This window comes from Streptomyces lydicamycinicus (assembly GCF_000829715.2).
Lineage (GTDB): Bacteria > Actinomycetota > Actinomycetes > Streptomycetales > Streptomycetaceae > Streptomyces > Streptomyces lydicamycinicus.
On the sequence record NZ_BBNO01000007.1, the window covers coordinates 749,128 to 775,325 of the forward strand.

Genomic DNA, 26,198 nt, shown 5'->3' on the forward strand with positions numbered 1-26,198 from the left:
CACTGACCGTTCGCCGAACTCGTCTTGAGGAATGCCATGTCACGTCCTCCTTCCCGCCGGGCCCTGCTGGGTACCGGGCTCGTCGGCGCTGCTGCCGCGCTGACCGGCACCCTCCCGGCCGGTACGGCGGTTGCCCAGCCATTGGGCACGCGGTGGAAGGAGGACGAGGGGCAGAGATATTCCGTGCCCGGGCTGAAGCGGCCGGTGCGGATGACGGTCGATATCTGGGGTGTGCCGCATATTTTTGCCGACAACGTCGGTGATCTGTTCCAGGCGCAGGGTTTCAATGTCGCCCGGGAGCGGCTTTTCCAGATCGACACCTGGCGGCGGCGCGGTCTGGGCCGTTTCAGCGAGGTGCTGGGTGCGTCCTACGTCGAGCAGGACAGAGCCGCGCGGTTGTTTCTCTACCGCGGTGACATGGCGGCGGAGTGGGCGAGTTATGGGCCCGAGGCGCGCGAGGCGGCGACGCGTTTCGTCGCCGGGATCAACGGCTACCTCGACTGGCTCGGTGACCACCCCGACGCCATGCCGACCGAATTCCAGAAGCTGGGCTACCGGCCCGCACGCTGGATTCCGGAGGACGTGGTGCGCATCCGTACCCACGCAATCGGGAACACCCTGAGTTCGCAGGTCGCCCGTGCCCGGCTGATGAACGTCGGAGGGAATAAGGCGAGCGGCTACTTCCGCAAGCTGGAGCCCGACCACACCGTGCAGGTGCCGGAGGGGCTCGATCTGAGCCTCATCCCCGCCGATGTCCTCGGGGTCTACAGCCTCGCCACGTCTCCCATGGTGTTCGCGAACGGCACCTTACGCAGGATGTCGGACGGGCAGAATGCCCTGCGGGAGAGCGTGACCGGCAGCAATGCCTGGGCGGTGGCGCCAACGCGGACGGCGACCGGCCGGCCGATCCTCGCGGGCGATCCGCACCGGGAGGATTACACACTGCCCGCCAACCGCTATATCGCCCATCTCAGCGCTCCCGGACTGAACATCATCGGTGCCGGTGAACCGTGGAATCCCGGCATCAGCATGGGGCACAACGGCAATGTGGCGTTCGGTCTCACCAATCTCCCCGCCGACCAGGCGGATCTCTACGTGTATGAACTCGATCCGCAGGATCACAGCAAATACCGCTACCGCGATGGCTGGGAAAAGCTGACCACCGTCACCGAAGACATTCCGGTGGCCGGCGGCGAACCCCGCCAGGCTCAGCTCTCGTTCACCCGACACGGCCCGGTCGTCAAGATTGACGAAAAGAACCACAGGGCCTACGCGGTGCGCACGGTCTGGACCGAACCGGGCTCCTCGCCCTATCTCGGCAGCCTCAACTACCAGCGTGCCGCGGACTCGCGCGAGTTCGTCGAGGCGATCAGCACATGGAAGACCCCCGGCTCGAATCTGGTCTACGCCGACACCAAGGGCGACATCGGCTGGGTTCCCGGAGCGATCCTTCCGAAGCGCAGCGGCCGAGGGTATGACGGTCGGCTTCCGGTGCCCGGTGACGGGCGTTTCGAATGGGACGGGTTCTACAAGAACGCGCAGCTGCCCACCTCGCACAATCCGCGGTCGGGTTTCTTCGTGTCGGCCAATGAGTACAACTTCCCCGCCGGCTATCCGACGCCCACATACGAGTGGCAGCCGGCCTATCGGAAGGACCGGATCCACGAGGTCCTTTCCCAGCAGCGACGTACCTCCCTCGCTGACACCGTGGCGCTTCAGAACGATGTGAAGTCGGGAGTGGCCCGGCAGATCCTGCCCTATGTGAAGAAGCTGCGTTCGGCCGACCCGACGACGGCCAAGGCGCTGCGGCTGCTGTCCGGTTATGACGGCGTCGCCGACAAGGACTCGGCGGCAGCGGCCCTGTTCGAGACGTGGGTCATGCGGTTCCTGTATCCCGCGTGGGCCCAGCTCCTGCTGCCGAAGCCGGCGGCCGATCAGCTCGTGGGTATCAGTATCGATCTGGACCTGCGCCTCGTGAACGACTCATTCGTCCGCCCCGACGACTGGTTCGGCGCCAACGGCGCGCGCAAGCGGGACGAACTGCTGCTCAGCACGCTCCCGAAGGCCTACGCCGAGGTCGCCTCGAAACTCGGCGCCGACGAGAACGCGTGGCGGTGGGGCGCGATGCACATCCACGTATTCATCCACCCACTCGGCGGCCCGAACGTGGGGCCCACCGAGAGAGGCGGCACCTTCGACACGGTCTGCGCCTCGTACTTCCACTACCCCGAGTATCCGTACGCGGAAGTCGTCGGCGCGACCTTCAAGATGGCCATCGACGTCGGCGGATGGGACAACTCGCGCGTCATCAACGCCCCCGGCCAGTCCGGCGATCAGCGCAGCAAGCACTACAGCGACCTCCACGACAAGTGGAGCGCGGGGGAGTACTTCCCGCTGCTGTACAGCGAGCAGGCGATCGAGCGCAATGGCGGGGTGAGGATTCTCCTGGAGCCGTAGCGGTGGCCTGTAGCGGTGGCCGTGGTGGTGCCAGCGGTGGTCGGTGCCCGGCGACGGTGGGTGTCGTAGCCGGTGAAGAGGTGAAGGTGCCCGGACCGTGGGTGGAAACCCGGTCCGGGCACTTTGCTCCACCTCACCCCGTTCCTCCACGGCTGATGTCGCCCCGCGGGTCACCCGACCGGCCCCCGCCGCCGCCCGGCCGAGTCACCCACCGGGCGCCGCGGGCCCCGGCAAGCGAGGCTGCTCTGTGGAGGTAGGTCATGGAACAGCTGACAGCGGACGTGTGTGTCGTGGGCGCCGGATTCGCGGGACTGGCGGCCGCGCGGCAGCTGGCCGAGGCCGGGCGAGAGGTCGTGGTGCTCGAAGCCAGGGACCGGGTGGGCGGCCGGGTCTGGAACCGGGAGCTGCCCGACGGCACCGTGGTGTCCGCGGGCGGTACCTGGCTGGGCAAGGGCCAGGAACGGATGTTCCAGCTCTGCCGCGAGCTGGGGCTGGAGGTCTACCCGCAGTACGACGACGGCGATCACCTGGTCTGCCTCGACGGGCACAACCGCCGTCACCGCGGCATCCCCAAGACCGGCCCGGCGGCACTGGCCACCCTCGGGTGGGCGTTCCTGCGCCTGAACCTGATGGCGCGGCGGCTTCCGAAGGATGCTCCCTGGCAGGCCCGGCGCGCACGGGCCTGGGATGCCCGCACGCTCGGGCAGTGGCTCTCCCACCCGCTCAACGTGCCCTCGGCAACCGCCCACACCCTCCTCAAATCGACGATGAATCTGCTGTTCTGCGCCGACCCGGCGGAAGTCTCACTGCTGGGCGCACTCGTCCTGGCACGCGGCGGCGGGCGCAGCGGCTTCGGCTACTACACCGACAACCGGAAGACGGAATCCCACCTCGTGGACGGCGGAGCCCCCGAACTGGCCCGGCGGATGGCCGCGCGCCTGGGCGCGGCGGTGCACCTGTCCAGCCCGGTCCGTCGGATCGTCCAGAACGCGACCGACGTAGAGGTCGCCTCCGACGCGTTCGCCGTAAGGGCACGACGGGTCATCGTGGCCACTCCGCCCGTGCTCGCCGGCCGGATCCTCTTCGATCCGCCGCTGCCCGCCGCCCACAGCCACCTGCGGCAACGTCTGGTGCCCGGGGCGATCATCCGCGTGCACACGCAGTACGCCGAGCCGTTCTGGCGGGGCCAGAAGCTGTCGGGCCAGACGCTCGCGCCCCGGTCGCCCGTCCCGATCACCATCGACCAGACTCCCCGCTCGGGAGAGCCGGGCGTGCTGAGCAGCTACGCGTTCGGAGCCGGGGCCGTACGGCTGGGCCGTCTGGATCCCCAGGAACGGCGGGACGTCTGGCTGGACGCGCTCGCCGAGCGTTTCGGCCCGGAGGCACGCCGTCCCACCGCGTATCTGGAGACCGACTGGTCCGAGGAACCGTGGTCGCTGGGCGGCATGGTCGCCCACTTCCCGCCGGGCGCACTGACCAATTACGGCAGCGCGCTGCGCGAGCCCGTGGGCCGGATCCACTGGGCGAGCACGGAATCGGCGACCTTGATGCATGGACTGATGGAGGGCGCGGTGCGCTCCGGCGAACGGGCGGCCCGCGAAGTCCTGACGGCAAACTGACCGGGAACTGACCGCGAACCGGTCGCGCCCCGCTCTCCGCCGAGGTGCCGTAGCTGTCGTCGTGCGCCCGCCAGGGATGACGGGACAGCCCTTAGTCGCCGTCGCCGTCGCCGCCGCTGCTCCGGTTCAGGCTCCAGGCCGTCTGCCTCCGGTGCCCGCACTGCGCCATCTGGCTCCTGTGGCGCGCCGGGAGCCCGGCCCCATGAGGTGATGGAGAAGCCGCCTTCGCGCGGGAGCCGTCGAAGCCAGTCAACGAAGGAGTACGTGATGGCTGTTTGTGAGGTCTGCGGAAACGACTATGAGATGGCCTTCGAGGTCCACGCGGCGGGTGCCGTGCACACCTTCGACAGTTTCGAGTGCGCCGCTCACCAGCTCGCGCCCATCTGTGACAACTGCGGCTGCCGCATGCTCGGCCACGGCCTCCAAGCCGGCGGCAAGTTTTTCTGCTGCGCTCATTGCGCACGCATCCAAGGCCACTCCGACCTCGCCGACAACGTCTGAACCGGCACGGCCCTTCTCTTTGCCTTTTCAACGGAACGTCGCGCAGCCACACCGGAGTTGCTCTACCGTCGTCTTCGTACCAGGGTGAGCCCGGCGGGCGACCATCCTCCGGACGCGGTGTACGCCCGGACCGGGGGAGAACGGATCGCGCCGCCGGCCCACGTGGCTGTCGGTCTGAGGAGGCAGTTCATGGCGGAGACGACTGTGACCATCGCTTCGCCGGGCGGCTTGCGGGTGCGCCCGGCGTCGCGGATCGCGCAGGAAGCAAAGGGCTACGTCTCGGACATCAGGTTCCTGGTCGATGGCAAGGAAGCCAGCGCGAAGAGTCTGTTCAGCCTACAGATGCTGGAGATGAGCCACGGCAAGGAAATCGTCATCGTCGCCAACGGGCACGATGAACAGACGGCCGTAGAGGCCATGGCGAGGCTCGTCGAGTCCGTCGTCGTGTAACAAGCCGTGCGGAAGCCCGCGCGCAGTGTTCTCGACCCACGCCGCCCCGGGGCAAAGCCACGAACCGCCCGGATTGCGGAACCGCTCCGTCCCTGATGTCGCGCCCCGCGCCCTTTGGGCGTGAACTGGTAGATGCATGGCCGCGGCCCATGGATCCGCCCGGCCGTGGAGACAACATCCAGCAGATGGCGAACGAGGAGCTGCATCATGCCTGCGGGTTCGAGCAAGAAACGTGAGCGGCAGTACGAGCACATCAAGGAACAGGCCGAGGAACGGGGCACCTCCGAGAAGCGGGCGAAGGAGATCGCCGCGCGCACCGTCAACAAGGAACGGGCCCGTTCCGGCGAGGCGAAGACGGCGAGCAGGACCTCCGTCCGGGACCCGAAATCCGCCCCACAGCGTGGCGGCGAGCGCTCCCACAAGGGGCCCCAGGGCCCCACGAAGGACCAGCTGTACGAAGAGGCCAAGAAGAAGAACATCGACGGCCGCTCCCACATGAACAAGGAGCAGCTCCGCAAGGCCGTCGGCCGCTGAACCGACGCCGGCCCCCGCCTCGCCGCCGCTGCCACCTCCACGGCCCCGTAACGGGCTGGAGATTTCACCGCGCGAGCCTCGGGGCGGGGGTCCGCGTCGCGCCGGCTGACCTCGGATGCGTGGCCGGCACGGCACCGGCACAATGCTCCGCAGATCACAAAACCGCTGGCTGCGCGGCACCCCTCAGCTCTACCATCCACGAGCATGATCACTCGCAGGGAAGACGGCTACGAGGTCGCCACCGACCCGGACCGGCTCGACATCGACCTGGTGCACCACTGGCTTTCGACCGACGCGTTCTGGGCCCTGGGCCGCAGCCGCGAAACGGTCGAACAGTCCATCCGCGGGTCTCTCAACTTCGGCCTCTACGACGCCGGGGGCGCCCAGGTCGCCTACGCACGTGTCGTCACCGACCTAGCGACGTTCGCCTGGCTCTGCGATGTCTATGTCGCCCCCACGCACCGCGGCAAGGGTCTCGGCACCTGGCTCGCTGCCGCGGTCCGCGACCACCTGGCTCCCTACAAGCTCAAGCGGACCCTGCTGTCCACCCTCGATGCCCATGAGGTCTATGCCAAGGTCGGCTTCGTCACGGTCCCTGACCCCGAGCACTTGATGATCATGAAACCTGCGCACTGAGGCCCACCCCCATGGCTGGGCCTCAGACGCCGCGGCGCAGTGCGGACGCGAGAGCCGCCGGGGCCTCGGTCAGCTGCCGACGTAGGCCGCGAGGTGCTCGCCGGTGAGGGTGGAGCGGGCGGCGACGAGGTCGGCGGGGGTGCCCTCGAAGACGATCCGGCCGCCGTCGTGGCCGGCGCCGGGGCCGAGGTCGATGATCCAGTCGGCGTGTGCCATGACCGCCTGGTGGTGCTCGATGACGAGGACCGACTTGCCGGAGTCGACGAGCCGGTCGAGCAGTCCGAGCAGCTGCTCGACATCGGCGAGATGCAGGCCGGCGGTCGGCTCATCGAGCACGTAGACGCCGCCCTTCTCGGCCATGTGGGTGGCCAGCTTGAGCCGCTGCCGTTCGCCGCCGGACAGCGTGGTGAGCGGCTGGCCGAGGTTGAGATAGCCGAGCCCGACGTCGTCGAGCCGCTTCAGGATCCGGTGGGCCGCCGGTGTGCCTGCCTCGCCGTCACCGAAGAACTCCTCGGCCTCGGCCACTGACATCGCCAGCACCTCGCTGATGTCGCGGCCGCCGAGACGGTACTCCAGCACCGCCGGCTGATACCGCTTGCCCTCGCAGTCCTCGCAGGTGGTGGCGACACCGGCCATCATCGCCAGGTCGGTGTAGATGACGCCGGCGCCGTTGCAGGTGGGGCAGGCGCCCTCGGAGTTGGCGCTGAACAGTCCCGGCTTCACCCCGTTGACCTTGGCGAACGCCTTGCGGATCGGGTCGAGCACCCCGGTGTACGTCGCCGGGTTGCTCCGTCGCGAGCCACGGATCGGAGCCTGGTCCACCGAAACCACCCCTGCCGAGGAGGGCAGGGAACCGTGGAGCAGCGAGCTCTTGCCGGAGCCCGCCACACCGGTGACCACGCAGAGCACCCCGAGCGGGACGTCGACGTCGACATTGCGCAGATTGTGCGTGGACGCGCCGCGGATCTCCAGCGTGCCGGTGGGCGTCCGCACCGTCTCCTTGAGGCCGGCCCGGTCGTCGAGATGGCGGCCGGTGATCGTGCCCCCGGCCCGCAGTCCCTCGACGGTGCCCTCGAAGCAGACGGTGCCGCCCGCCGTTCCGGCACCGGGGCCGAGGTCGACGACGTGGTCCGCGATCGCGATCGTCTGCGGCTTGTGTTCCACGACGAGCACCGTGTTGCCCTTGTCCCGCAGCCGCAGCAGCAGATCGTTCATCCGCTGGATGTCATGGGGGTGCAGGCCCGCGGTGGGCTCGTCGAAGACATAGGTGGTGTCGGTGAGCGAGGAGCCGAGGTGGCGGATCATCTTGACGCGCTGCGCCTCGCCGCCGGAGAGCGTGCCCGCCGCCCGGTCGAGTGAGAGGTAGCCGAGTCCGATCTCTACGAACGACTCAAGGGTCTGATGCAGCGTCGTGAGCAGTGGTGCCACCGAGGGCTCGGAAAGGCCGCCGACCCATGTGGCCAGGTCCCTGATCTCCATCGCGCAGGCGTCCGCGATGCTGATCCGCTTGATCTTCGACGACCGGGCCCCCTCGCTGAGCCGGGTGCCCTCGCACTCGGGGCAGGTGGCGAAGGTGACCGCCCGCTCCACGAACGCCCGGATGTGCGGCTGCATCGCCTCCTTGTCCTTGGAGAGCATCGACTTCTGGATCTTGGGGATCAGCCCCTCGTAGGTGAGGTTCACCCCCTCGACCTTCACCTTGGTCGGCTCCCGGTAGAGGAAGTCCTGCATCTCCTTCTTGGTGAACTTGCGGATCGGCTTGTCCGGGTCGAGGAGACCCGACTCGGCATAGACCCGCACGGTCCAGAAGCTGTCGGACTTCCAGCCGGGGATGGTGAACGCGCCCTCGGCGATCGACTTGGAGTCGTCGTAGAGCTGGGTCAGATCGATGTCGGAGACCGTGCCCCGGCCCTCGCACCGCACACACATGCCACCGGTACGGGAGAAGGTCGCCTTCACCGTCTTCTTGGCGCCGCGCTCGACGGTGATCGCACCGCTTGCCCGGACCGAGGGGACATTGAAGGCGTAGGCGCTGGGCGGGCCGATGTGCGGCTTTCCGAGCCGGCTGAAGAGGATGCGCAGCATGGCGTTGGTATCGGTGACGGTGCCGACCGTGGAGCGGGGGTCGGCGCCCATCCGCTGCTGGTCGACGATGATCGCCGTGGTCAGCCCGTCGAGGACGTCGACCTCGGGCCGCGCCAGTGTCGGCATGAAGCCCTGCACGAACGCGCTGTAGGTCTCGTTGATCAGCCGCTGCGACTCCGCGGCGATCGTGTGGAATACCAGCGAGCTCTTGCCCGAGCCGGAGACGCCGGTGAACACCGTCAGCCGGCGCTTCGGGATCTCGATGCTGACGTCCCTGAGGTTGTTCACCCGCGCGCCGTGCACGCGGATCAGATCGTGGCGGTCGGCAACGTGGGCCGCAGACGACTGCGTATCCGTCCTCGGGGCCATGCTCATCGTGTCTCCAACTGTTACGCGGGGCCGCTTCGGCGGTGGTGGTCGGCGGGCCGTGGATCGCCGTACGCGGCCTGGCAGGGGTGGTGAGGTTTTCCTGTGTTGCGGCTGGTGGGGCTTTGGGGGACTCGGCCGGGGGCGGGCCGGGCGCCGGGGGTGCCGGTGCCGCTGCCCGCCCCCACGGCTACATCGTCCGTCCGCCCCCACATCCGCTTGAGGGGACGGTCAGCTCCGGCGCGACGAGCCGGCTTCGGGCCGCTCCTGGATACGGATGAGGTTGCCCGCGGGGTCGCGTACGGCGCAGTCGCGAATGCCGTAGGGCTGCTGGGTGGGTTCCTGGACGATCTCGGTGTCGCCGGCTTGCAGTCGTGTGAAGGTGTCGTCGAGGTCGGGGGTGGCCAGAAGGATGGCGCCGTAGGTGCCCTTGGCCATCATCTCGGTGATCGTGCGGCGTTCCTCGTCGGTGACGCCGGGATCGGCGGCCGGCGGGGTCAGCACGATGGAGGTGCCGGGCTGGTCGGCGGGGCCGACGGTGATCCAGCGCATCCCCTGGTAGCCGACATCGTTGCGGACCTCGAAGCCGAGGGTGTCGCGGTAGAAGGCGAGGGCGGCGTCCGGGTCGTTGTGCGGGAGGAAGCTTGCGTGAATGGTGATGTCCATGGCAGTCACGCTAGAGCCGGGGCGGGGACGGCGCTTCTCGATTCCTGATCGGTCTGGTGATCTGCTTCGCCACGCATGACGGCATGCCCGCGGTGGCCTGAGCGGCCTGGCGCCGGTAGACGCTGGGCGGCACGCCGACCAGTTCGGTGAAGCGGCTGCTGAAGGTGCCCAGCGATGAACAGCCGACGGTGAAGCAGACGTCGGTGACGCTCAGGTCGCCGCGTCGCAGCAGCGCCATCGCACGTTCGATGCGCCGGGTCATCAGGTAGCCGTAGGGCGACTCGCCGTAGGCGCGCTTGAACTGGCGGCTGAGGTGTCCGGCTGACATGTTCACGCCGCGCGCAAGGGCCTCGACGTCGAGCGGCTGCGCGTACTCGCGGTCGATCCGGTCACGGACGCGCCGCAGCCGCGCGAGATCGCGCAGGTGCTGCGCCGGGTCGGCTTTGCTGGTCACTCACGAGATCGTGCCACGCCGCACCGGGGTTGCCCAGTGCGGCGGATGGCTGGGCGGCGGGGCCCGGTGCCGGAGGTTCTTCGGCTGGGGGCGCCCGGGCCGGCCGGAGTGCTGTGGGCCGGCCGGCCCGGACGTCACCTTCAGACGAGGTCGAAGCGGTCCAGCTCCATCACCTTGCTCCATGCCGCGACGAAGTCGTGCACGAACTTCTCCCTGGCGTCATCGCTGGCGTAGACCTCGGCGAGGGCGCGCAGTTCGGAGTTGGAGCCGAAGACGAGGTCGGCGCGGGTACCGGTCCACCTGACCGCGCCGGTGGCGGCGTCGCGGCCCTCGAAGGTGCTGGAGTCCTCGGAGGTTGCCTTCCACGTCGTGTTCAGATCGAGAAGGTTGACGAAGAAGTCGTTGGTCAGGGTCTCAGGGGCGGTGGTGAAAACGCCGAGCGAGGACTGCTGGTGGTTGGCGCCCAGGACGCGCAGACCGCCGACGAGAACGGTCATCTCGGGGGCGCTGAGGGTCAGCAGATTGGCCTTGTCCAGCAGGAGGTGTTCGGCGGGCAGGCGGTTGCCCTTGGCGACGTAGTTCCGGAAGCCGTCAGCGGCGGGTTCCAGGGCCGTGAAGGATTCCACATCGGTCTGGTCCTGGGAGGCGTCGGTGCGGCCCGGGGTGAAGGGAACCTCGATGTCGACACCGGCGCTCTTGGCGGCCTGCTCGACGGCCGCGCCGCCGGCGAGCACGATCAGGTCGGCGAGGGAAATCTGGGCGCCGCCCTGGTGGGAGCCGTTGAAGGACTGCTGGATGCCTTCCAGGGCGCGCAGGACCTCGGCCAGCTGATCGGGGTCGTTGACCTCCCATCCGTTCTGCGGCTGGAGACGGAGGCGTGCACCGTTGGCACCGCCGCGCTTGTCACTGCCGCGGAAGGTCGAGGCCGACGCCCAGGCGGTGGACACCAGCTGGGAGACCGACAGGTCCGAGGCCAGGATCTGGCCCTTGAGGGCGGCGATGTCCTCGGCGCCGACGAGGGGGTGCGTCACAGCGGGCAGCGGGTCCTGCCACAGCAGTGTCTCGGCGGGGACCTCGGGACCGAGGTACCGGACGGCCGGGCCCATGTCGCGGTGGGTGAGCTTGTACCAGGCACGGGCGAAGGCGTCGGCGAACTCATCGGGGTTCGCCAGGAAGCGACGTGAGATCTGCTCGTAGGCCGGGTCGGTCCGCAGCGCGAGGTCGGTGGTCAGCATCGTGGGGGCGTGCTGCTTGGCGGGGTCGTGCGCGTCGGGAACGGTGCTGGCTCCGCCGCCGTCCTTGGGCCGCCACTGGTGCGCGCCGGCGGGGCTCTTGAACAGTTCCCATTCGTAGCCGAAGAGGATCTCGAAGAAGCTGTTGTCCCAGGCTGTCGGGGTGTTCGTCCAGATGCCTTCGAGGCCGCTGGTGATGGCGTCGCCGCCCTTGCCGGTGCCGTAGGTGTTCGACCAGCCCAGGCCCTGCTCTTCGAGCGAGGCGGCCTCCGGGTCGGGGCCGACGTGCTCGGCGGGGCCCGCGCCGTGCGTCTTGCCGAAGGTGTGTCCGCCGGCGACGAGAGCGACGGTTTCCTCATCGTTCATCGCCATCCGGCGGAACGTCTCACGGATGTCGCGGGCCGCGGCGAGCGGGTCGGGGGTGCCGTTCGGGCCCTCCGGGTTGACGTAGATCAGGCCCATCTGGACGGCGCCGAGCGGGTTCTCCAGCTGCCGGTCACCGCTGTAGCGCTGGTCGTCGAGCCAGGTGGTCTCGGGACCCCAGTAGACGTCCTCCTCCGGCTCCCAGACGTCCTCCCGGCCGCCGCCGAAACCGAAGGTCTTGAAGCCCATCGTCTCCAGCGCGACGTTGCCGGCCAGGATCATCAGGTCGGCCCACGACAGGCTCTGCCCGTACTTCTTCTTGACCGGCCACAGCAGACGGCGGGCCTTGTCGAGGTTGGCGTTGTCCGGCCAGCTGTTGAGCGGGGCGAAGCGCTGCTGACCGGCTCCGGCGCCGCCACGGCCGTCGCTGATGCGGTAGGTGCCCGCGCTGTGCCAGGCCATCCGGATGATGAACGGGCCGTAGTGGCCGAAGTCGGCCGGCCACCAGTCCTGGGAGGTGGTCAGTACCTCGGCGAGATCCCGCTTCACGGCCGGCAGGTCGAGGCTCCGGAACGCCTCGGCGTAGTCGAACTCCTCGCCGAGCGGGTTCGCCACGGCAGGGTTCTTGGCGAGGATCTTGAGGTTGAGCCGCTCCGGCCACCACTGGCGGTTTCCACCGCCCTGGGTCGGATGCAGGGCACGGCCATGGGCGACCGGGCAGCCGCCTGCCTCCTCGGGCTTGGGGTCGGTGACGAGGGCGTCGTGGTTCTCAGACATGGGAATCCTTCCGGGCTGGGCGGATCACATTGCTCAGGAACTGCGTACGGTCAACGGCCGGGCACGGGCCCGCTGGGGGCGGCCTCGTGGGGTGGTAGGCGACGGTGGGGGACGATTCCCGCCGCGGTGAGCGCTTGCACAGACCCTCATGCGCGACCTATGCGGCTCGGCGGAGGGCGGCATGCCCGGCGGCATACACGGCCTGCGCGGCGCGACGGCGGATCAGGCCGGTACGGCCGCGCGCACGGCGGGCGCTCCTCGGTACCGGGGTGGCTGCCGCCCACGTGCTGCCGTGGCACGTGGGGGCGAGGTTCTCGCGACGAAAGCCGGCGAGGCCCGCCGGCGGAACCCGGTCCCGGAGCGGCGGAGTGCCACCCACACCGACCTGCTCGCCGTTCTGACTGTCCGCGACCAGGGCACCGGATGCGATGGTGAGCGGACCCGTTTCCTGCATCACGGGCGTGTCCCTGCTGTTGTCCTGACCCTTGGCTGCCGCCGGAGCCGATCTTACGATGGACCAAGTCCAAGTCAATACAACAGTCAGATCCGTACGGAACCGTTCATCCAACGACGCACAGTAAGGCTGGTGGGCATGAGTGACCTGCTGGACCGGCTCCGCGGACGCGGCTGGCGGATGACCGCCCAGCGCCGGGTGGTCGCCGAGGTACTCGACGGCGAACACATCCACCTCACCGCGGATGAAGTGCTCGTACGCGCCACCGCACGACTGCCGGAAATCTCCCGCGCGACCGTCTACAACACCCTCGGCGAACTGGTCTCCCTCGGCGAGGTCCTCGAGGTCGCCACCGACGCCCGCGCCAAGCGCTACGACCCGAACGCCCACCGCCCCCACCAGCACCTGCTCTGCTCCCACTGCGGCACCATCCGAGACGTCCACCCCACCGACGACCCGCTCTCCGCCCTACCCGCCCACGAACGCTTCGGCTTCACCGTCGTGGCCGCCGAGGTGACTTACCGGGGGTTGTGCGCTGAGTGCGCCGCCGGGGCGTGAGCGGGCAAGGCGCAATGACGTAGCGAGGCCCTCAGCGATTCCGCGCCCAACTCCCACGGCAGGCGCAGTGATTGCTTCTGCAAGGAGGGCCTCGAAGCCCGCGTGGGCAGGACGCTCGACCGGGGCGGCTTGGTTCGGCTACACGGCTTTATGCCGGTCGTCGTTGCACGACATCGGCGATGACTGCCGTCACGAGCTTGTTGACGACTGTCGTGGTCGGTGGGCCTGGGTCGCGGTCCGCGAACACGAGATGCCCGCCACCGACCAGGGAGAGGGTAAGTGAATTGATATCGGCGTCGGCCGCGATGCGGCCCAGTTCACGCTCGTCGGCCAGATAGGCGGAGATCGCGGTCGTGGCCTGGTCCAGGATCGCGATTCCGCCTCCTGGCCTGGCTTGCCGCAGCCGTGTGCGCAGCTCGTCCCGGAAGGTGATGAGCGGGATGATTGCCACGGGAATCGGCCCGAACAGGGTGGTCAGCGCGCTGGTGAGATTGCCGGCCACCGTGCCGGTGCCGGCGGACTCGCGCAGCGCACTCGCCTGCGTCTCGAGCTGCGCGGCCCGGTCGAGCACGAGGTCGGCGAGGAAGGCATCGAAGTCGGTGAAGTGCCGGTGCAGGACTCCTTTGGCGCAGCCCGCCTCGTCGGTGACGGCCCGGCTGGTCAGTGCGTTCGGTCCGTCTCGCAGAAGCACGCGTTCGGCGGCGTCGAACAGTTGCTGTCGCGCGTCGCGAAGATGCACCCCAGTCGGCATTCACAGATCCTCTCGTGCCGTACCCGCTGGCATCGTTGCCCAGTGGGCATGTGCCCACTAAGGTGGGCGCATGCCCACCTTACCGCGAGAGCAACCAGAACCGTCCCCGGCGGAGCCGCGTGCGGCCCGGCGGATGGCCCAGTCGTTCGGCGTGGACGCGCAACGCTACGACCAGGCCCGGCCCGGCTACCCCGATGCGTTGGTAACGCGGATCGTCGCCGGGAGCCCCGGGCCTGACGTGCTCGACGTCGGCTGCGGAACCGGCATCGCAGCCCGCCAGTTTCAGGCCGCCGGCTGCGCCGTGCTCGGCGTCGAGCCCGATGCGCGAATGGCCGACTACGCGCGAGCCCATGGCCTGGAGGTCGAGGTGGGGACCTTCGAAGCCTGGCAACCAGCCGGCCGGACGTTCGACGCGGTCATCGCCGCCCCAGTCGTGGCACTGGGTGGATCCGGTCGCCGGCGCCGTAAAGGCGGCACGTGTGCTGCGTCCAGGGGGACGGCTGGTGATCTTCGGGCACGTATACGAGCCGCCTGCCGAGGTCGCCGAACCGTTCGCCACTGCCTACCGGCGGGCAGTGCCCGACTCCCCGCTCAGCGGGCAGCCGGCCCGACGTCCGCTCGACCTCTACCAGGCGGCATACGCGAAGTTCGCCGACAAGATCCGCGAGACAGAACAGTTCAACGATCCCGAACAGTGGCGATACGACTGGGAGCGGTCCTACACGCGCGACCAATGGCTGGACCTGCTGCCCACCACCGGCGGCCTCACCCAACTCGGTCCCGATGAGCTGGCCGAAATACTGGAAGCGGTCGGGGGCGCCATCGACTCCCTGGGTGGACGCTTCACCATGAACTACACCACCCTGGCCACGACCGCCGTACGCGCCGACACCTCCTGAGCCATCCACCAAGTCGCCGCCGGCCTAGGAATCCGCGCGACCGTGCGACGCTCTGCGCCATGTCCAGGGCCCGCTGCGGATCCGCCGGAGACAGTCGCCGGAACTCCGCCCGCAGCACGATCTCCCCCCCCCATGCCCGGTCATCACTCAGCCCAGCGCGTCCATCAGGGCGGTGACATAGGCATCCAGCCGCTCCTCCACAACCCGCGTCGTCAGCTCTGTTCTCCCTGCCTTCCGCCATGGCTGCGCCACCTGCTGCACTTCTTCTGAGCACGCCAGCCCGTCCCGCACTCGCCAGTACAGCCGCTCGCTCGCGGCCGTGGCCAGCACCCCGCCGGCCTCCTCATACGCCTCAGCGAACCGCAGACCCCACGCCGGTCCGTGCAGCAGCGCGAGATTGGTCGAGCAGTGCGCCACATCGAGGTCCGCCGGGCCCCAGGAGGTCGCTGCCCAGTCAACGACACCGGTGAGCCGGGCATCTGCCGCCCCTGGGAGCGGCACGTCGAACAGCACGTTTCCGGGTTGGAAGTCCCGGTGCAGGAATCGCCCTTCATAGGGCGGCGCGGGCTTGCGGATCACGTCGATCGCCGCGGCCCATACCGCCGCGTCGGCGCCCTTCGGGACCACGACGGTGTCGGCGGTCGTCCACGCCACATACTTCCGGGGCCGCTCGACGGGTCGCAACGCATGGATTGCTACGAGTTGACGGGCCAGCAGGGGAACGCGTGTCGCCAACCCCTCATCGTCGAAGACCGTCCGGCCCGCCAGATGTGTCATCAGGAGCGACGGATACTCGCAATGCGCGGCGGTCGGATCAACCGCGACCAGTCCAGGAGCCGGCACACCGGTCCCCGCGAGCAGGGTCAGGGCGCCGGCCTCCCTATTCAGCCACTCCTCGGCGTGCCCCACGTAGAACGGGTCGAGGAAACTCCGCAGCACCAGGTGACGGGTTCCTCCGTCCCGTGTGCCGATGCTCAGCCTCCGCATTTCGGCAGTGATGCCGCCGTGCAGAGCTTCGGTCCTGACGATCCGTTCGCCGGCCTCCAGGTGCCGGCTCACCCAAGCCAGTGTCAACGGTCGGACAGCCGCCACCTCAGCGCGATTGGTCACCGTGTCACCCCATCATCCGGACGACGGCACGCACAAAGAGCCTTCATTGGAGGCAATGGCAACCCTGCTCTGTTCCTCTCGCAGCTGCCGTAGGCACCGTTCAGGCACTCGCATCGAGCCATGGCCACAGGAGCTTGTTACTGCATGCCGTGCCGTACTCAGGTCGCGATGCCGAGCTCAGCTCAGAGTCAACTGCACCAGGTCGATCTCCTCGCCACGAGCCCGGGCGAAGCACCGGCTCTTCCCCGTAACGATGAAGCCGCACTTCTCCAGCACGCGGAGGGAACCGGCATTGTCGGCAGCGGCCTCGGCGTACAGCGGCCGAGTGGACTCCAGCTTGATCAGTTCGGCGAGCGCCGTGGTGGCGATGCCCTGACCCCAATGAGCTCGGCCGATGACGTACGTGACCTCACGCTCCGACCGCGGTCCGAAGACAGCGGCGTGCCCTGCTACCGCGCCGTCGGCGAGAACGGTTCGCAAGATGACGGACGGGTCCGAGCGCACCTTAGATCGGTACCAAGGTGGCCGGCTCAGCCTAAGGCCGGCTCACAGTTGCGGTGCGGCCTTTCAGGTTCGTCGGCGTTGGTGCCTTCAGCTGGTGTGAGCGGCGGGGGAGTCGGGGAGGGTGCCGGCCGGCCAGAGGGCGTCGGGGAATGCGGCGTCGTCGGTGTCGGTGTCGGTGTCGGGCATGAGGGTGGCGAGCATGTGCTGGGCGGTCTTCGCGTTGTCGAGGGCGCGGGGGAGCATGACGCTTTCGTAGGTGTCGAGGGCTTCGTCGAGGGTGGGGTGCCCGATCACGGCGTGGGCGAGCTCGGCGCCGTCGAGCAGGGCGAGGTTGGCGCCGACGCCGACGGGCGGCATCAGGTGGGCGGCGTCGCCGAGCAGCGTGATGCCGGGGACGCGCTGCCAGGAGTGGGGGACGGGAAGGACGAACATCGGCCGGTTGATGAAGCCGCCCTCGTTGTCGCGCAGGATGTCCAGCAGGCTCTCGTGCCAGCCCTGGTACTGGGTGAGGAGGCGGGCGCGTACTGCTTCGGTGTCTGCGAGGTCGATGCCGGTGTGCCAGTCCTGGGGGCCGCGGAAGGTGATGTAGACGCGGACGTGGCCATTGCTGTTGCGCTGCATCACCAGGCTGCGGCCGCCTGCCTTGGCTGACATGGTGCCGCGGCCGACCAGGTGGGCGATGCCGGGGTGACGGTGGTCCACGTCGTCGAAGTGGGTTTCCACCATCGTGACACCGGCGTAGGACGGTTGGCCGTCGGAGAGCGCGGGGCGTACCCGGGACCAGGCTCCGTCGGCGCCGATGACCAGGGCGAAGTCCTCGGTGGTGCGGTCGTGATGGTGCACGCGTGCGGTGCCGTGGGGGAGCGGGGTGACGGCCCTGACGGGATGGTTCCAGCGGACCGTGCCGGGGGCGAGGGAGTCCAGCAGGAGGGTACGCAGCTGGCCACGGTCGATCTCGGGCCTGCTCAAATCGTCCTGGCCGGCCTGGTCGTGGCGTATCAGGGTCGCGTGGCGGTCGTACAGGCGCCACTCCTGACTTTCGGGCCGGGCCAGGTCGAGGAACTGGTCGAACAGCCCGGCTGCGCGCAGGGCGACCTGCCCGGTGTCTTCGTGAATGTCGAGGGTGCCGCCCTGCGAGCGGGAGTGGGGACCACTCTCACGCTCGAAGACCGTGACCGGCACGCCGTGCCGTTGGAGGACGCCGGCGCAGACGAGGCCGCCAAGACCGGCGCCGACGATCGCGATACGAGGGGTGGTGGACATGAGGGCCATGCTCCGTTCTACGAGTGAAGAGGGGGCTGGTGCTGGTACTGGTGCCTTTGGTGACGCTCCAGGAGACCGGCAGCTAACTGCCAGTCAGGAGCACCCGCTAAACAGAAACACAGCCGATTCAAAAGTGCAACTGCTCCGACTTTCTATCGGATCTCCTTTGTGATCGAATCTCCTCAAGGAGGTAAGGTGAGGGGATGGTCGAGACGAAGACAGGGCGCCGAGAGCGCAAGAAGGCCCAGACCCGGCAGGCCTTGGCGGATGCGGCAGTGCGGCTGTTCACCGAGCGCGGCTTCGACAACGTCGGCGTACGCGAGGTGGCGGAGGCGGCCGATGTCTCGCTGAGCACGCTCTTCAAGCACTTCCCCAGCAAGGAGGCGCTCGTCTTCGACTTGGACGCGGACGTCGAGAACGCTCTGATCGCCGCCGTTCGCGACCGAGCCCCCGGCCAGTCCGTACTGCACGCCCTGCGCGACCACATGGTGCACACCCGTACCGCGGTGCGGACCGACGACCCCACCTTCGTCCTCGTCGAATCCACCCCCGCGCTGCGGGACTACGCCCGGCGCATGTGGTTGCGCCACGAGAAGACGCTGACCGCCACCCTCGCCGACGCCACCGGGCTCGCCCCGGACGCCCCCGCAGTCACCGGCCTGGCACGCTTCACCCTGGAAGCCCCCAGCATCGCCCGAGCCAGCGAAGACCCGCCCCGGACCATGCGCGACTTGTTCGCCCTCCTGGAAGGCGGCTGGTCCACGACCCCCTTGGCGCGAGAGGAGAACCAGCTCGGCCAGGAGGGCTGACCGCCCGCCCCGCCTGCGACCAGACGCCGCATCAGGGCACCAGCGAAGCCACCTCCAACTCGCCTGCTTCATCAACTGTTTGAACGGTCGGGCGGCCGTGGTGCTGGTTTCGGTGAGCCCGTCGCCAAGACGAAACGGCGTGCCGGTTGGCACGCCGCTCCGCCCGCAACGGTGATCAACGTTGGTAAGTGCCCACGAGCGTGCCGCTCGCCAACTCCTGGCCTCTCACGGCGCGATGCACAGCGTCGACCGTCGGCTTGCCGTGCAGTGAAAGCGACTCCGAAACGGCCCACAGGCGGAAGAAGTAGCGGTGCACCCCATGCCCTGGCGGAGGCATCGGACCGCCCCAGCCCACCCGGCCGAATCCGTTGGGCCATTCCTGGCCGCCGTGAGGTGACTCTCCCTCCGCTACACCGGAGCTGCCCGGATCGATACCCGTGACCAGCCAGTGCAGGAACGACCCGCCCGGCGCGTCCGGGTCCTCGCAGAGCAGCACCAACTCCGACGCGCCGGCCGGCACCGCCGACCAGGTCAGCGGCGGTGAGACATCGCCGCCCTCCCCACTGTGGCGTCGAGGGATTGCCGCATGGTCGTTGAACGCCGCACTTCTGAGCTCAATTCCCGTCATGCGCGCGGCTCTACCCCGATCGGACCGGTCGGCACCGGTCCAGGCGGACAGAACACCCGATTGGCCGCGTACGCCGATCAGCGCGCCGGGAATCCTGTACGAAGCACCCGGCCCCGCCTCCCATACGGAGCACACGATGCCGACGAGGATCCTGCTTGAGGGACGCCCCGGAGTGGGCAAATCGACCGTTGTCCGCCGACTGGCCGCGCTGCTGCTCAACCGCAGGGCAGTCGGCTTCACCACGGAAGAGATCCGGCAACGCGGCGCCCGGACCGGGTTCGCGCTGGAAACCGTGGACAGCGGTCTACGGGCCGTACTCGCCCATGTCGACCTGCCAGGTCCACCGCGGGTGGGCCGGTACGGCGTCGACCTGGGTGTCATGGAGCGGCTCGCCCTGCCACCGCTCAGGTCAGCGGACCCGGCTCGTGGAGAGCTCGTGCTGATCGACGAACTCGGACGGATGGAATTGGCATGCACCGCGTTCCAGGACGTGGTCCGGTGGCTGTTCACGTCCGAGATCGACATCGTCGCCACGGTCCACGTGAAGAGCGACCCGTTCACCGACGCGCTCAAGCGGCGCGCCGATATCGAGCTCGTCCAGGTGAACCGGGGGAACCGGGATGCGCTCCCCGAGGATCTGGCGGCCCGGTTCGACAGCCCATGACGACCGTCATCGTGTCGAGTGGCGTCGGGCCCTGGTCCACATGGCCAGGAGGGGCTGGAGGCCCAGGGCTTGATAGGAGGTCAGGCCCTCGTAAGGCATCTGGAGAGGCCCGCCGTACGGTCAGCACTGGTGGGCGGCGGTGGCGAGGTTGACGACGATGTCCTGGTGGGCGCCCGGCGCACCGTGACGCGGTGGCGGGACCGGCCGGGGCTGCTTACGGTTGAGGTAGGCACAGGAAAAGCGCGGCCGTCGACGCGAGGAGACGGTGAGGCAGCGAGAATCCGTAAGGACAAGGGTCGCTCAGCGGAACAAGGTGCGAAAAATGCGCCCTGAGAAACTTGGCTCCGCCGCTCGGCAGATGCTGTTCATGGCCGGCCAAGAAGGCACCTCGGGCGACTCGACTCCCATCAGGGTGCTCATCCGGGTCCGGGACGAGCCCGACGACCAGCAGCGACGCCACCTCACTGAGGCCGGCGCCCAGGTGCACACCGTCGCCGGCGATGTGCTGACCGCGAGCCTGCGGGCCGGAGATCTCGGGCGGCTGACCGAGGTTGACGCTGTCGCCTATGTCGAGCTGTCCGAGCCGCTCCGCCCCGAGAAGGGCACCGAGACACCTGACAAGTGATCGACACCTGCACACGCGAGGGCTCCGTCGGCCGTGCAGGCCGGCGAGTTCGTCGGGGCGGCCTCGTCGGCCCGTCGGGGCGATCTCGCGGAGAGAAGTTTTCCCATGCTCGACTCACGGCTGAAATTCTTGACATCGCAAGCGGAGGAAGGCCAGGCGGAGCTGGCAAGCCTGGAATCGACCGGTCGCTTCGGGCTCACCGTGGAAGGAGTGGAGACACCACGGGTGCGGGTGCTCGTCCGCATCGCCGAGGGTGCCGAGGACGATGCGGAGGTCCTCGGCAAGCACTTCGACGACGCGGGACTGTCGGTGTTCACCCGGGCCGGGGACATCATCAGCGGTGAGATCGGGGTGGACCGCCTCGCGGAGCTCGACGAGATGGACTCCGTGGGGTACGTCGAGGCGTCCCGGCCCACGCAACCCGAGCTGGACGCGTCCATACCGGAGATCCACGCCGACCAGGTGCACGAGGGCCCGCCGTCGTTCCGCGGGGCCGGAGTGATCGTCGGGGTGGTCGACAGCGGGATCGACTGGCGCCATGGCTGCTTCCGCGATCCGACGGGGCGGACCCGCATCCTGCGCGTCTGGGACCAGAGTCTGACCCCGAATACCGGGGAGACCTCGCCGACACCGTTCGGCTACGGGGTCGAATACCAGCGTGCCGCGATCGATCTCGCGCTCTCCGCACCCAACCCGCTCGGCGTCGTACGGCACATGGACAACCGGGTCGGACACGGTACACATGTGGCCGGGATCGCCGCCGGCGACGGCTCGTCACCCGGCAACGGCAAGCCCGGATTCACCTTCATCGGTGTCGCGCCGGAGGCCGAACTGATCGTGGTGGCCAACCGGTTGACCACCGAAGCCATGGGCGACTCGGCCAGCACGCTGGACGCCGTGCGCTATATCTTCGATGTCGCCGAGGCCCTCGGCCGGCCAGCGGTCATCAACATCAGCCAGGGGGACAATCTGGGCCCCCACGACGGCTCCAGCCTGCTGGAACGCGGTATCGACAATCTGCTGCGGGATGCCGGGCACGCCCTGGTCAAATCCGCGGGCAACGCGGCGAACGCCGGTGTGCACGCGACCGGGGAGCTGGCGGAGGGCGAGGTGGACACCGTGCGGTTCGCGGTGCCCGCCGGCGACGACACACCGGACACGATCGACCTCTGGTACTCCGGCAACGACCGTCTCTCCTTGCAGATCACCCCGCCCGGTGACATCCCCAGTGCCGAGGTCACCCCGGGCTCCACCACCGAGCTGACGCTGCCCGGCGGAAACCGGGCCTTCGTCGACTCGGTCGTCCATCACGGAGAGAACGGTGACAACCGGATCTATGTGCAGCTGCACCCGGCGAGCCAGACGGCGCTCGTGCCCGGCAGCTGGAGTCTGACGCTCACCGGCCTCGCGGTGGCCGACAGCGGCCGCTGGCACGCCTGGGTGGAGCGGGGCGATATCGTCCCCCAGTTCATCGGCAGCCACCGCAGGGATGACGTCACCATCTCCGTACCCGGCACCAGCCGGAAGGTCGTCACCGCCGCGTCCTACATCACCAAGGGCGCCGGCCAGGGCAACCTGTCCACCTTCTCCAGCCGTGGCCCCACCCGCGACGGCCGGGACGCACCGACTCTCGCCGCTCCGGGGCAGGCCATCACCTCGGCGCTGGTGGGAGCCGCGGGCACGAACCAGTACCGGTCCATGTCCGGCACCAGCATGGCCGCGCCCCATCTGACGGGCGTCTGCGCCCTCATGCTGCAGGCCCGCCCCACGATGACGCAGTCCGAACTGATCCGGCTCCTCATGGACTCCGCCCGCCTCGACGCCTTCACCGGCGCGGCATCCGGAAACGACTGGGGTGCGGGCAAGGTGGACAGCGCAGCCGCCGTAAGCTCCGCCACCCCCTGACGGCCAGGCTCACCCTGGCGGCCCGCCGAACCACACACCCGCCCTGCTTGGCCGCCCCGAACTTCCCTTCGCTGGCGTGTGCCCCGGTGGCGCGTCCGGTCCGGAGCACGGCCGCTAACCGTCGGCTCCGGGCCCGTTGCGGGTCGTGAACGCCTCCTCCAGACGATCCTGGAGCCGGGCGTGGCGGAACTGGAATACGGGCCCCACGGTCCGCAGGACGTGACGCTCGCGAGCATCCGAGAGAAACCTGACCAGGCGGATTGGAGCCTCGTTCCTCATGCGCAGCTGGAGGCTCGCGAGGAAGGTGCGCCAGGTCGCCGACCCCACCAGGCTCAGCGCCAAACTGAGCAGGAGGCCACCTTCCGTCACCAGCGCGACCCCGGGCAGGAATCCGTCGATGACTCCGAAGATGCGCTCGTTCGCCAATTCGGCGAGCAGCCCCAGGCATGCTCCACCGATGAGACTGCCGGCGAGGCCGCCGGCGATCCCGGCGGTGAGGGTGTACTGGCGGTCCTGTCTCCAGCAGGAGACGGGACCGATGGGAGTCCGGCTGTCGGCGCTGCGATTGCTCAGCCCCGTGACGAATCCTCCCACCACACCGGCGAGGAGGCCGATCACCAGCCCTCCGAAAAGCATGACGACGCGGTCATGGGTGAGGAGGAGGGCGACGCCTATGGCCACTCCGACCGCCCCACCGCCGGCGATCCCGAAGAGGAAGTTCTCGCGGACGACGAAGTCCCTCCACTGCAAACGGCCCAACAGCTGGGGCGAGTCCCCGGCACGTCCGTACGTGAGTGACATCGTTACGGAGAGACCCACCACCGCACCGGCTCCGAGCCCGGCGGACGGCCCTGCCCAGAAGAGGCCCGCCGCCCCGGCGAGGAGGCCCGCGAAGAGGCAACTGGCTGCCGTCCTCGGCCAGGCCGGCCGCCACCGGGGGACCTGCCACCAAGCCAGGTCACGGCTTCTCTCGCTGTTCATCTGGTGCGCGATGACACCGAGCCAGCGCTCGGCCTGGCCGAGGCTGTAGCGACTGCGCGGTTGGCCGGGCCGGTCGTCGCTATAGGCGGCGGGCAGGACGCGGTCAAGGAGGTGGTCCTCCACTGCGGCCCTGTCCGCAAACCGCTCGGGATCGAAGCGCTGATCCGCGCGATAGGTGTCGCGCATCAGCGTGAGCATCAATGGCGTGTCCAGTGCCTCAGCCACTGCGCCTGAAGGGTTCATACGGATGTGCCGCACCAGACTGCGCCAGGCATCCGGGGGCGGCTGCGCCTGGCAACGCGTCAGGTACTCCGCCGCGTCCTGGGCGCTGACCGGAAGCAGTTCGAGCCCGGCGGAGCCGGAAAGCGGTCCCTCCGCGGCGACGGCCGTCACAAGCTCACCAACACGGCTCAACAGGACCAGGCGGAAGTTCGCCTGCTCGTTCAGCGCCCGCAGAGCGGCTGGGCGTACGGCTTCGGGTATCTCGTCCAGCCCGTCGAGAAAGGCGGCGATTCGACCGGTGCCGATGAGCCTGGAGACAACACCGCCCGCGTGTTCTCCGGACTTCCTGAACATGTAGTCCGTGGCCAGTCGAGTGGCGAGCCAGTCATGAAGCCGCTGGTTCAGCGGGTCCCATCCGCTCAGCGTCAGCAGCACCGGTACGGGAACTCTCGCGCGCGCGTCAGGTTCGAGCGCCTCGCGATGGCTGAGGGCGTCGAGCAGCAACCGAATGGCGGCGCCGCTCTTTCCCGCACCGCCCGCTCCGACGATCACCATCCGCCCGGAGTCCAGCGCACCATAGAGGCGGAACAGGTCCCGGACGGCGCCCGACTCCAGATCCGCCGCGGTGATCGGGGCCAGCCCGGGCAGGGGCCGGAACCGCGATGAGGCGGTCCCGATGCCCACTGCGTCGGTCACCGGACCCGACACGGGAAGATGGGACCACCGCCAGCGCACCGGCACGGGGCTCGGATGTATCAGCCGTCGTTCGCTCGCCGCGGCACTCCACTGCGCCCTTACCCGCTCTGCCAGCTCGTCGGCGAAGTCACGCAGTGCCGGTTCGGTGAGTTCCGTCCGCGGCCTTCGGTTCGTCAGCCATAACGCCGCGCTGGCGGCGGGAACCACGACTGCGCCGATCCCCTGGACGAGGGTGGCCGCGGAATCTCGGTCGTGGGACCGGAAAACGAACCCCAGGACGACGAAGACGACGACCGCGATGAGTGCCAAGCCCACGATGACCATGCATGTCCCCCTCCTGCCACCGCACTTGGAGTGTGTCAGACAGTTACGGGCCATGTCCTTCCATCAGTCATGCAGGACATCGCGTGAGGCCGACCGCGAGACGTCTGGCCGGCCCGAATCCCGTGCTACCCGCAGGTATGACGACTCCACGACACACTCGTCGTCCCTCTGGCCGTCTGTCCGCGGTCGCGGCGAGCAGCCAGTCGATGCGCTGCCACTCCGCGAACTCCGCTTCCGCCGGCTCTACCGGTGCCTCAGCAGGCGAGCCTGCTCTGCCTTCAGGCGAGTGAATTCCTCTCGGGCATAGGCGCCTAGGCCCGTTTCGTTCGGATCGCGCCGTGCCACAAGCCGGGTATACCGAGCTAGTTAGAGTGGCAGCCATGAGCGATCGCCCCGGACCTTGGACCGTATCGCCGGTGCTGCTCGGCGTGGACGACGGTGACTGGTTGCCTGTCACCTCGGGTGAATCGGGAGCAGCCGTCTTTCGTAGCGCGGACGCCACCCGGTATGCCAAGTGTGTGCCTGCTGCGGATGCAGCCGGCCTGAAGGCCGAGCGCGACCGGGTCGCCTGGCTGAATGATCAGGGTGTACCTGGTCCTCAAGTGCTCGACTGGCACTCTGGTGAGGCAGGCGCCTGTCTGGTGACCAGAGCCGTCTCCGGCATACCTGCTGATCAGGTGTCCACTGACGACCTGCGAGGCGCCTGGGAACGCATCGCGGACGCGGTCCGTCGGCTGCACGAGGTGCCCGTGTCGCAGTGCCCATTCCGCCGGGGCCTGGACGCCATGGTCGCCGTGGCGCGTGACGTCGTGGCCCGTGGCGCCGTCAACCCGGAGTTCCTTCCCGTCGAGCAGCAGAACACGCCCGCTGCGGAGCTGCTGGACCGCATCACTTTGCAAGTCCCACGGCGACGGGAGCAGGAAGCCGCCGACACAGTCGTCTGCCACGGGGACCTGTGCCTGCCCAACATCATCCTCGATCCGCGGACCCTGGACGTGTCAGGTTTTATCGACCTGGGCCGCCTCGGACTGGCCGACCGCTACGCCGACTTGGCGCTGCTGCTCGCCAACGCGCGAGAGACATGGACAGACGAGGAGCGGGGGCGGGCGGCTGACATGGCGTTCGCCGAGAAGTACGGCATCGACCTGGACCACGACCGCCTGCGCTTCTACCTCCATCTCGACCCGCTCACGTGGGGCTGATCGATGGCGATCAGCGGGCGGACCAGAGGAAGATCCCGGCGATGTGGAGTCCGGCCAGGTAGATGGTCGCGGTCTTCTCCGGCAGGTGCACCCACTGGGTACCGGTCTGGGACTTGAAGGCGATCGCGTCGATCACCTCGCGGTTCCCTCCAGCGGCCGCCCCTGCTTCGGCGCCCGGTCCGGGAGCAACGGCTCGATCCGCGCCCACTGCGCATGAGCCAACGGCACACCCGGACCAACGCTCGACTGATCCGCTTGAGGACCAGGGCGCGCAAGGCTTGGAGTTCGGGATGAAGACAGTGGTTGCCCACAGTCGCCACTCGGCGGCTTCCTCCCCGGTGGGCGGGGTCTCGTGCTCGAAGGGCGATGTGCCGTCGGGGCGAGCATGGCGCTCCAGGAAGGTTCTGAAGGTACGAAGCGCTGTGGCCCAGCCGGTCGTCGCCCCGGCAGCGAAAGCCGTCAG

Annotated in this window: 22 protein-coding genes and 2 pseudogenes; 13 read left to right on the plus strand and 11 right to left on the minus strand. The window is 68.8% G+C overall.

Annotated elements, in window-relative coordinates:
* Positions 1-183: 183 nt before the first annotated feature.
* The 6 genes from TU31_RS25770 to TU31_RS25795 all read left to right on the plus strand — a co-directional run bounded on the left by TU31_RS25770 (position 184) and on the right by TU31_RS25795 (position 6,197).
* Complete coding sequence (locus TU31_RS25770; RefSeq protein ID WP_042158650.1) at positions 184-2,457, plus strand: penicillin acylase family protein; 2,274 nt, start codon at positions 184-186, stop codon at positions 2,455-2,457.
* 260 nt (positions 2,458-2,717) lie between these two features.
* The gene (locus TU31_RS25775) at positions 2,718-4,076 is read left to right on the plus strand and encodes a flavin monoamine oxidase family protein (protein ID WP_042158654.1); all 1,359 of its coding nucleotides are present in this window, start codon (positions 2,718-2,720) and stop codon (positions 4,074-4,076) included.
* Positions 4,077-4,343: 267 nt separating this feature from the next.
* A complete protein-coding gene (locus TU31_RS25780) occupies positions 4,344-4,577 on the plus strand; it encodes a metallothionein (RefSeq protein WP_042158656.1) in 234 nt (77 codons plus the stop codon).
* A gap of 189 nt (positions 4,578-4,766) precedes the next feature.
* Positions 4,767-5,027: an HPr family phosphocarrier protein gene (locus TU31_RS25785; RefSeq protein WP_042158657.1), complete on the plus strand. Its 261-nt coding sequence runs from the start codon at positions 4,767-4,769 to the stop codon at positions 5,025-5,027.
* 207 nt (positions 5,028-5,234) lie between these two features.
* Complete coding sequence (locus TU31_RS25790) at positions 5,235-5,561, plus strand: hypothetical protein (RefSeq protein WP_042158659.1); 327 nt, start codon at positions 5,235-5,237, stop codon at positions 5,559-5,561.
* A 204-nt stretch (positions 5,562-5,765) separates the two neighbouring features.
* Positions 5,766-6,197, plus strand: a complete 432-nt coding sequence (locus TU31_RS25795; protein WP_042158662.1) for a GNAT family N-acetyltransferase — start codon at positions 5,766-5,768, stop codon at positions 6,195-6,197.
* Between the two features lie 69 nt (positions 6,198-6,266).
* Here TU31_RS25795 and TU31_RS25800 read toward each other — a convergent pair whose 3' ends face one another.
* From TU31_RS25800 to katG, 4 genes are all read right to left on the minus strand, one after another.
* Complete coding sequence (locus tag TU31_RS25800) at positions 6,267-8,657, minus strand: ATP-binding cassette domain-containing protein (protein ID WP_042158665.1); 2,391 nt, start codon at positions 8,655-8,657, stop codon at positions 6,267-6,269.
* 222 nt (positions 8,658-8,879) lie between these two features.
* Positions 8,880-9,314 (minus strand): VOC family protein, encoded by a 435-nt coding sequence (locus TU31_RS25805; protein ID WP_042158956.1) that lies wholly within the window; start codon positions 9,312-9,314, stop codon positions 8,880-8,882.
* A 10-nt stretch (positions 9,315-9,324) separates the two neighbouring features.
* On the minus strand, positions 9,325-9,768 hold the full coding sequence (locus tag TU31_RS25810) for a helix-turn-helix transcriptional regulator (RefSeq protein ID WP_042158667.1): 444 nt from the start codon (positions 9,766-9,768) through the stop codon (positions 9,325-9,327).
* A 140-nt stretch (positions 9,769-9,908) separates the two neighbouring features.
* On the minus strand, positions 9,909-12,140 hold the full coding sequence (gene katG / locus TU31_RS25815; protein WP_042158670.1) for a catalase/peroxidase HPI: 2,232 nt from the start codon (positions 12,138-12,140) through the stop codon (positions 9,909-9,911).
* Positions 12,141-12,732: 592 nt separating this feature from the next.
* On the opposite strand from katG, the gene TU31_RS25825 reads away from it, so the two are divergent.
* Entirely contained in the window at positions 12,733-13,152 is a 420-nt protein-coding gene (locus TU31_RS25825) for a Fur family transcriptional regulator (protein ID WP_042158957.1), read from the plus strand.
* A gap of 148 nt (positions 13,153-13,300) precedes the next feature.
* Here TU31_RS25825 and TU31_RS25830 read toward each other — a convergent pair whose 3' ends face one another.
* Positions 13,301-13,903 carry a TetR/AcrR family transcriptional regulator gene (locus tag TU31_RS25830; protein WP_042158674.1) on the minus strand — a complete coding sequence of 201 codons (603 nt, stop codon included), beginning with the start codon at positions 13,901-13,903 and terminating at the stop codon, positions 13,301-13,303.
* Positions 13,904-13,973: 70 nt separating this feature from the next.
* Between TU31_RS25830 and TU31_RS25835 the strand changes: the two are divergent.
* Positions 13,974-14,802: pseudogene (locus TU31_RS25835) on the plus strand (class I SAM-dependent methyltransferase).
* Positions 14,803-14,949: 147 nt separating this feature from the next.
* On the opposite strand, the gene TU31_RS25840 reads toward TU31_RS25835, so the two are convergent.
* The 3 genes and pseudogenes from TU31_RS25840 to TU31_RS25850 form a co-directional block, all read right to left on the minus strand.
* Positions 14,950-15,861, minus strand: coding sequence for a phosphotransferase family protein (locus TU31_RS25840; protein WP_219819218.1), 912 nt, complete (start codon positions 15,859-15,861; stop codon positions 14,950-14,952).
* A 228-nt stretch (positions 15,862-16,089) separates the two neighbouring features.
* A pseudogene (locus tag TU31_RS25845) lies at positions 16,090-16,422 on the minus strand (GNAT family N-acetyltransferase); the annotation flags it as partial.
* Positions 16,423-16,503: 81 nt separating this feature from the next.
* Complete coding sequence (locus TU31_RS25850) at positions 16,504-17,679, minus strand: FAD-dependent oxidoreductase (RefSeq protein WP_042158959.1); 1,176 nt, start codon at positions 17,677-17,679, stop codon at positions 16,504-16,506.
* A 203-nt stretch (positions 17,680-17,882) separates the two neighbouring features.
* On the opposite strand from TU31_RS25850, the gene TU31_RS25855 reads away from it, so the two are divergent.
* Positions 17,883-18,488: a TetR/AcrR family transcriptional regulator gene (locus tag TU31_RS25855; RefSeq protein WP_042158680.1), complete on the plus strand. Its 606-nt coding sequence runs from the start codon at positions 17,883-17,885 to the stop codon at positions 18,486-18,488.
* A 175-nt stretch (positions 18,489-18,663) separates the two neighbouring features.
* Here the strand turns inward: TU31_RS25855 and TU31_RS37170 are convergent, their stop codons facing one another.
* The gene (locus TU31_RS37170) at positions 18,664-19,116 is read right to left on the minus strand and encodes a YbhB/YbcL family Raf kinase inhibitor-like protein (protein ID WP_078885975.1); all 453 of its coding nucleotides are present in this window, start codon (positions 19,114-19,116) and stop codon (positions 18,664-18,666) included.
* A gap of 136 nt (positions 19,117-19,252) precedes the next feature.
* On the opposite strand from TU31_RS37170, the gene TU31_RS25860 reads away from it, so the two are divergent.
* The 3 genes from TU31_RS25860 to TU31_RS25870 all read left to right on the plus strand — a co-directional run bounded on the left by TU31_RS25860 (position 19,253) and on the right by TU31_RS25870 (position 22,310).
* Positions 19,253-19,780 carry a nucleoside-triphosphatase gene (locus tag TU31_RS25860; protein ID WP_042158681.1) on the plus strand — a complete coding sequence of 176 codons (528 nt, stop codon included), beginning with the start codon at positions 19,253-19,255 and terminating at the stop codon, positions 19,778-19,780.
* Between the two features lie 322 nt (positions 19,781-20,102).
* Positions 20,103-20,405: a hypothetical protein gene (locus TU31_RS25865; protein WP_158894655.1), complete on the plus strand. Its 303-nt coding sequence runs from the start codon at positions 20,103-20,105 to the stop codon at positions 20,403-20,405.
* A 105-nt stretch (positions 20,406-20,510) separates the two neighbouring features.
* On the plus strand, positions 20,511-22,310 hold the full coding sequence (locus TU31_RS25870) for a S8 family peptidase (RefSeq protein WP_042158687.1): 1,800 nt from the start codon (positions 20,511-20,513) through the stop codon (positions 22,308-22,310).
* 114 nt (positions 22,311-22,424) lie between these two features.
* Here TU31_RS25870 and TU31_RS25875 read toward each other — a convergent pair whose 3' ends face one another.
* Positions 22,425-24,416 carry an NACHT domain-containing protein gene (locus TU31_RS25875; RefSeq protein WP_158894658.1) on the minus strand — a complete coding sequence of 664 codons (1,992 nt, stop codon included), beginning with the start codon at positions 24,414-24,416 and terminating at the stop codon, positions 22,425-22,427.
* A 497-nt stretch (positions 24,417-24,913) separates the two neighbouring features.
* Here TU31_RS25875 and TU31_RS25880 point away from each other — a divergent pair, with 497 nt between their 5' ends.
* Positions 24,914-25,735: an APH(3'') family aminoglycoside O-phosphotransferase gene (locus TU31_RS25880; RefSeq protein WP_042158690.1), complete on the plus strand. Its 822-nt coding sequence runs from the start codon at positions 24,914-24,916 to the stop codon at positions 25,733-25,735.
* 10 nt (positions 25,736-25,745) lie between these two features.
* Here TU31_RS25880 and TU31_RS40330 read toward each other — a convergent pair whose 3' ends face one another.
* A complete protein-coding gene (locus TU31_RS40330) occupies positions 25,746-25,871 on the minus strand; it encodes a hypothetical protein (RefSeq protein ID WP_275451857.1) in 126 nt (41 codons plus the stop codon).
* Between the last annotated feature and the right edge of the window lie 327 nt (positions 25,872-26,198).